Source organism: Cryobacterium sp. MLB-32, from assembly GCF_000738085.1.
Lineage (GTDB): Bacteria > Actinomycetota > Actinomycetes > Actinomycetales > Microbacteriaceae > Cryobacterium.
On the sequence record NZ_JPRS01000241.1, the window covers coordinates 1 to 6965 of the forward strand.

Here is a 6965-nt window from a genome sequence, read left to right on the forward strand (position 1 = left end):
CCTCATCATGGAAAGGGATTGAACCTGACATGCTTGGTCTTATGACTACTGATTTCAACCTCGACGACTCGTCGGTGGAGCCTCTCTCACAAGGGGAGCTCTTGGCGCGGGTTGCCACAGGCGACCAATCAGCGTTCGGAGAGCTGTATGACCAGATCGCTCCCAGAGTGCTTGGCCTTGTCAAGCGCCTCCTGATCGACCACGCGCAGTCGGAAGAAGTTGTCCAGGAGATTTTTCTGGAGATCTGGCAGACGGCCACGCGGTACGAGGCGACTCGTGGTGGAGCTTCCACGTGGATCATGACGATGGCACATCGACGCGCGGTTGACCGAATTCGGTCGTCGCAGGCCGGGCGTGACCGGGATTCCAAAATTGGCATCCGCGACCTTGCGGTCGCCTACGATCACGTTGCCGAGACCGTCGAGGTTCGCATCGAACATGAAAGGGTGGAAAAAGCAATGTCCAGACTGACGCAGCTCCAACGCCAGGCCGTGAGCCTCGCGTATTACGGTGGCTATACGCACAGCGAAGTCGCGGGCATGCTCAAGATCCCCCTGGGCACCGTGAAAACCCGACTGCGCGACGGACTCATCCGCCTGCGCGACGAGCTGGGGGTGACCTCATGACCGGCAAAGCACAGCACGACGACCCCACCGACCTCTCCGGTTCCTATGCGTTGAACGCCCTCAGTGCGGAGGAGACCGCCGCTTTCGAGGCCTATCTGGCTGAGTCGGAACCAGCGCGCACGGAGGCGGCGGAGTTGAGCGACACCGCTGTCGCGCTCGGACTGGCCGTAGCGCCCGTGCAGCCGTCCGCCGCGCTACGTGCCAACCTGATGGCCGCCATCGCGTCGACACCGCAGTTGGCACCGCTCGCGGCACCAACGGCCTCCCCGACAACGCTTCCTGCTGCCCCGGTGACGGACGTCGGCGACGACGACGCAAACGTCATCTCCCTCACCTCCGCCTCCGGTTCCCGCTCGACCCGGAGTGCCTCCCGCCGGGCCCGTCAACGCTGGTTCCAGCGTCCGGCCCAGATTCTGCTCGCCGCCGCGGCCGCAGTTGTGCTCTTCGTCGGTGGCACCTTCGCTGGTCAGTCGTTCAATAACAATCAGTTCGCACAGGCACAGGCTGCCGGTCTCGCGGAGATCAACGCGGCATCCGATTCGCAGCGTGCCGCCACGACCACGGCCGACGGCCATCCCGCCACCCTGGTTTGGTCGAACTCGCTCGGCCTGTCCGCGGTCTTGCTCGAAGACCTGCCGGCTCTGACCGCCGACCAGGACTACCAGCTCTGGTACATCAATTCCTCCGGCGCGGCACCGGCCGGAACCTTCGATTCGACCGGTAGCGGAACCGCGTGGCGCGTTCTCGACGGGTCCATGCACAGCGGAGACACCGTTGGTGTCACGGTTGAGCCGACCGGCGGGTCTGAGCAGCCCACGTCTGAACCGATTGTGGCTTTCCAGAGTTAGCTCGGCGACCGACGGAGACGTTGAGGGGGAGGGATAGGCTCGCACCATGAGCCTTCCCTTCACCCTGCTGATCGACCCGGTTGCCGTTGAGTCCGAGCGCTCCACGTTCGATGACACGTTCCACGAGGTGGATTCGGCCGCTCCCGCCCTGCGGGTGGGGGAACTCAGCACTCAACGTGGTGACGGTATCTTCGAAACGCTCAGCGTGGTCAACGGACACCCCCACGAGGTCGAGCCGCACATCAGTCGGCTGAGCAACTCCGCACAGATCTGCGATCTACCGGCTCCCAACCCGGCGCAGTGGCGCGCAGCCATCGCCTACGCGGTGACGCGACTCCCACACCAGGGAGAGCTGGCCCTGAAGTTCGTGCTCAGCCGCGGTGTCGAGTCGGGACCGGCCCCGACGGCCTGGCTGCACGCCACCCGGGCTGCGGACTTCAGTGCCGTGCGCCAGAACGGGGTGCGCGTGGTCACGCTCGATCGCGGCTATCCGCGGGGTGTCGCCGAGCGGGCGCCCTGGCTGCTGATGGGCGCGAAGACGCTGAGCTACGCCATCAATATGGCGGCGCTGCGGGAGGCGCACCATCGCGGCGCCGACGACACGATCTTTCTCACGACCGACGGCTACGTGATGGAAGGCCCGACCTCGAGTGTGATCCTCCGCGCCGGGGGCGTGTATGTCACACCCGCGCCGAGCGGCGCCATTCTGCACGGCACCACGCAGCAGAGTCTGTTCGAGTACCTCGTCGCACGGGGCGAGAAGGTGGAATACCGCGACGTGACGGTCGATGAGCTCCGCCACGCGGATGCGGCCTGGCTGGTATCGAGCGTGCGGCTGGCTGTCGCCGTCACGACTCTCGACGGCGAGCCGATGAACACGGACGCGCAGCTGACCGATGCCTTCAACGCATATCTGCTCGGCCGCACGCACTAGTCGTCGGCCAGGGCCTTCAGTAGCGACCGAGCGTTGAGGGCCGCTCCGAGCAGGCCCGCGCTTTCGCCGAGGAGTGCCGGCACAATGGCCGGAGGGCGGTGAAAGCTCAAAAGGCTGTTCACCCGTTCCCGAAGCGGGTCGAACAGGGCCGGTCCAGCCTGTGCGAGGCCGCCCCCGATCACAATCGCCTCGGGCGCGAGCACCGCGGCAAGTTGCGAGATGGTCAGTGCCAGGGCGTCGAGCGCATCCGTCCAGACGCGGAGTGCCACGGCATCACCGGCTTCCACCCGTGCGATCACCGCGCGAGCGCCCGCGGGCGACGTGCCGGTGAGGGAGGCGTAGCGGCGCGAAATGGCGCCGGCGGAGGCGACGGTTTCGAGACATCCGCGTGAGCCGCAGGCACACGGCAAGCCCGTCGGATCGACGATCGAATGCCCGAGTTCCCCGGCGAGTCCGCCCGCTGTGTGCGGGCGTCCGCCGAGAAAGAGCGAGCACGAGAGACCCGTGCCGATCACGATGACCACCACGTCCGTGAATCCTCGGGCGGCACCCAACGCGAACTCCGCTGCGCCGGCGGCCCGGGCGTCGTGGGTGAACGAGGCGGGCATATGCAGCAGCTCGGTGGCCCGACGCCGGAACGGCACCATGGTCCAGTTGAGGTTCACCGCCCGGCGCACGAGGCCCATCTCGTCGTCGATGATGCCCGGGGAGATCAGTCCAACGGCCAGCGGGGTGACGTCGGGAAAATCGTGAGTCAGGTCGGCGGCGAGCTGTGTCACCTGGTTGAGCACGGCATCCGCCGAGGCATCGTGGGAGGTCGCCGTCGCGACCCGACGCACCCCGAGCAGGCACCCGTCACCGTCGACCAGGGCGCATTTGATGTCGGTGCCGCCGATGTCGAAGGCGAAAACGGGTGCGCCCGGACCGAGCGGTGACGGCGGGGAAGGGGGCATGACTGAGTGCCAAACTGATCGATGCTGATTGAAAGTGTGGGTGAACAGTCACTCTAGTCGGGCCGTGGCCAGGTCTCGCCGTGACATATCGAAGTCAGCACACTTGTGGCGAGATTGTTGACAACCGTCGCGCGGCCTGCTTATGGTGAGTTCACTGCAATTATGCAAACGACTTGCATAATGCTCACCGTGACGTGAGAGGGGGAAAACGCATGGCACTGTCCGGACACCACGAACGCGAGATGCTCGCTTTTCGTCAGCGCAATTCCGCCGCCTGTATCGGTGCCCTCCGCGACCACCGGGTGCTCACGGTGAGCGAACTGGCACGCATCACGGGGCTCTCCCGGCCGACGGTCGAATCGATCGTCGCCGATGTCGAAACCCAGGGCCTGATCTCCGATGAGCCCCACTCCGCGCCCAGCGCCAAGGGGCGTCCGGCGCGGCGCGTCGCGTTCAATGCCACCGCCGGATACGTCGCCGGCATCGACCTCGGCCTGCACAGGATCACCGTGCTGATCTCTGACCTCGCCGGTTCCATGGTCGCGAGCGTGCTGCACGACATCGACGGGGACGTCACCGGTACCGACCTCCTGGCTCTGGCAGCGTCCACCCTCGATCGCGCCCTCGCCCGTGTCGGCATCGACGCGACCTGGCTCACCGCGGTCACCGTCGGCGTCTCCGGAATCGTGGATGCCTCCGGCCGGGTGTTGCAATCCAACGTGCTGCCGGAATGGAATGGTCTGGATCTTTCGGCCGCACTCAGCCGGCAGCTCAGCTGCCCCGTCTTCGTCGAGAATGACATCAATATGGCAGCCCTGGGCGAACTGCGCGCCGGTGCCGCACAGAACGCCGACGACGTCGTCTTCATCATGGTGGGCCATCGGGTGAACGCGGCGATCATCCTCGGCGGAGCCCTGCATCGCGGCCGCAACTTCGCCGCCGGTGAGGTGGGCGATCTGGAGTCCACGGGGTGGGGCTACCAGGACGTGCACGAGACAAGCGTCCTTGGTGCTTTCCGAGGCCGTAGCCCGGAGGACGTCTTTGCCGCGGCCGAGGCCGGCGACACCGGCGCGCTCGGCCTCGTCACCGAATTCGCGCACCGGATCATTCGCGGCATCGCCGTGGTCGGGTTCGCGGTTGACCCTGACCTCATCGTGATCGGTGGTGGGCTCTCCGCCTCCGGGGCGGTCTTGCTCGGCGCTCTGCAGAGCGAGTTGGCCAGGCTCGTCACACGCAGCACGCAGCCGCCGCTCGTGTCGTCGACACTCGGCCGGAACGGTGTAGCCCTCGGAGCCCTCGTGCGTTCGCTCGAGGTCGTTTCGGAACGCCTCTACGGCTCGACCGACATCGCCGTACCACATTTCAGTGTGCCGGGCCCCGCGCTGGGTCAGGACGCGATCGCGTCCGATCACGCGGGCGAGTTTCCGCTACCGCCGGTTGAAACCGACATCGGCGCCCGGCTCGCGGCCTTCGCGAGCACCCACCTACTTTCCTGACCGTCCATCACACAGCAAGGGATACCAATGAGACGAATCACTAGACTCGCGCCGCTCGCGCTTGTCGCCGCGCTCGCGCTGACCTCGTGTTCAGCACCGGCATCATCCGATGAAGCAGTCACCGCAGACTCGCAAGCATCGATCAGCTACGCCATCTGGGACGAGAACCAGGTGCCGGCGCTGGAAGCCAACATCGCCGCGTTCAACGAGATCTACCCGAACATTGAGGTGAACATCGACATCACCCCGTGGGCCCAGTACTGGACCAAACTGCAGACTCAGGCCTCGGGCGACACCTTGCCGGACGTGTTCTGGATGAACGGCCCGAACTTTCAGCTTTACGCCGCCAACGACCAGCTTGAGCCGATGACGAATCTCATCGACGCCGGCGAGGTCGACCCGAGCAACTACGTCGATGTGCTCAACAACCTGTACTCGTACGACGATGAGCAGTACGGCATGCCCAAGGACTTCGATACGGTAGCCCTCTGGTACAACAAGGCCATTCTCGATCAGGCCGGCGTTGCCGTACCTGACGGCACCTGGACCTGGGATGACTTCGCCACCGCAGCTAAAACTGTGAGTGACACCCTCGCCGACCAGGGCATCTACGGCGTCGCGACCGGCCTGACCGGTGGTCAGGAAGGGTACTACAACACCATTCTGCAGGCCGGAGGAAACATCATCTCCGAGGACGGAACAACGAGCGGCTACGACGACCCGAAAACGATCAGGGGCCTGCAGTTCTGGGCCGACCTCATCGCGAACGGTTCCAGCCCGAGCCTGCAGCAGCTCTCCGACACCCCGCACAACGCGTGGTTCACCAGCAGCAAGACCGCGTTCTTCTGGTCGGGTACCTGGAGCGTCGCTGAACTTGCGGCCGCGAGCAACACGATGGACCTCAATGTGGCGCCGCTCCCGCAGGACGAGAAGCAGGCCACGGTCATTCACGGACTTGCCAACGTGGTGTCGGCCAACAGCTCGAACAAGTCGGCCGCACAGGCGTTCCAGGCCTACCTCGGCGGCGAAGAGGCACAGACCCTGCAGGCCGAAATGGGCGCGGCTAACCCTGCGTTCATCGGCGCCGGCCAGGCTTTCATCGACTCGGTCGATCATTTCGACCTTCAGGTCTTCATCGATGAGGCCGACAACTACGCCTACCCGTTCCCGGTCTCGAAAGACACCGCAGCGTGGACCACGATTGAAAACGAGCTGCTGCCGCAGGCGTTCTCCGGTGCCCGTTCGGTCGAGGACGTCGCCAACGAGCTCGCCACCCGAATGAACGACGAGCTGGCCAAGGAATGACCCTTCGCACCGGGAGCACGGTCGGCGAGAGCCGTGCTCCCGTCGACCGCCCGGTGCCGAGCACGCCCGTTCCTGCCGCCACCAACGGAAAGCCCAAGAACTTCGACGGCTATTGGCCGTGGATGTTCGTGCTCCCGACGCTGTTCGGTGTTCTGGTCTTCTACATTTGGCCGATCATTCAGACCGGCTACCTGAGTCTCACCGAGACCGGACCGTTCGGCGGCGAAGAATTCGTCGGACTCGAGAACTACCGAACCATGCTCGCCGACGGCAACGTGGGCACTGCCCTGATCAACACGCTCATCTATACGGTCATCGTGCTCGCGGGCATCCCGCTCGCCCTGCTGATGGCCAACCTGGTCAACCAGCCGGGATTGCGCTTCGCCTCGTTCTACCGTGTGCTCTTCTTCATGCCCTACATCGCCATGCCTACCGCGGTCGCGCTCGTGTGGCGCATGATCTACAACGGTGACTTCGGCATTCTGAACTGGTTTCTCTCGCTCGTGGGAATCGACGGCCCGTATTGGACGTCGACACCCGGCTTCGCCATCGTGTCCGTGGGCATCGTCGGCATGTGGGCGTCACTCGGGTTCGGCATCATCATTCTCGGTGCCGCTCTCAAGAACATCTCACCCGAATACTACGAGGCGGCCCAGCTCGACGGAGCCACGAAGTGGAAGCAGTTCACGTCGATCACCGTGCCGCTTGTCACCCCGAGCCTCTTCTTCGTCACGATCATCTCGGTGATCAACGGATTCCAGCTGTTCGACCTGCTGTACGCGATCATGGGCCAGTACAACCCG

7 protein-coding genes are annotated in these 6965 nt (G+C 64.9%); 6 read left to right on the forward strand and 1 reads right to left on the reverse strand.

What is annotated here, in order from left to right; translation table 11 throughout:
* The first annotated feature begins 41 nt into the window (after positions 1-41).
* Genes JF66_RS16855 through JF66_RS16865 form a run of 3 tightly spaced genes read left to right on the forward strand, consistent with a single transcriptional unit; the run spans position 42 to position 2408 of the window.
* Entirely contained in the window at positions 42-626 is a 585-nt protein-coding gene (locus JF66_RS16855; RefSeq protein WP_051973680.1) for a sigma-70 family RNA polymerase sigma factor, read from the forward strand.
* Entirely contained in the window at positions 623-1474 is an 852-nt protein-coding gene (locus JF66_RS16860; RefSeq protein ID WP_035879830.1) for an anti-sigma factor domain-containing protein, read from the forward strand. The genes JF66_RS16855 and JF66_RS16860 overlap by 4 nt, the downstream gene beginning before the upstream one ends.
* A 46-nt stretch (positions 1475-1520) precedes the next feature.
* The gene (locus tag JF66_RS16865; protein ID WP_035879831.1) at positions 1521-2408 is read left to right on the forward strand and encodes an aminodeoxychorismate lyase; all 888 of its coding nucleotides are present in this window, start codon (positions 1521-1523) and stop codon (positions 2406-2408) included.
* Here the strand turns inward: JF66_RS16865 and JF66_RS16870 are convergent.
* On the reverse strand, positions 2405-3361 hold the full coding sequence (locus tag JF66_RS16870; RefSeq protein WP_035879832.1) for an ROK family protein: 957 nt from the start codon (positions 3359-3361) through the stop codon (positions 2405-2407). The genes JF66_RS16865 and JF66_RS16870 overlap by 4 nt on opposite strands.
* A 212-nt stretch (positions 3362-3573) precedes the next feature.
* Here JF66_RS16870 and JF66_RS16875 point away from each other — a divergent pair, with 212 nt between their 5' ends.
* The 3 genes from JF66_RS16875 to JF66_RS16885 all read left to right on the forward strand — a co-directional run.
* Complete coding sequence (locus tag JF66_RS16875; protein WP_051973681.1) at positions 3574-4857, forward strand: ROK family transcriptional regulator; 1284 nt, start codon at positions 3574-3576, stop codon at positions 4855-4857.
* A 27-nt stretch (positions 4858-4884) separates the two neighbouring features.
* Entirely contained in the window at positions 4885-6162 is a 1278-nt protein-coding gene (locus JF66_RS16880; RefSeq protein ID WP_035879833.1) for a sugar ABC transporter substrate-binding protein, read from the forward strand.
* Positions 6159-6965, forward strand: an 807-nt coding sequence (locus JF66_RS16885) for a carbohydrate ABC transporter permease (protein ID WP_051973682.1), incomplete at its 3' end; no start/stop codon positions are given. The genes JF66_RS16880 and JF66_RS16885, both read left to right, overlap by 4 nt.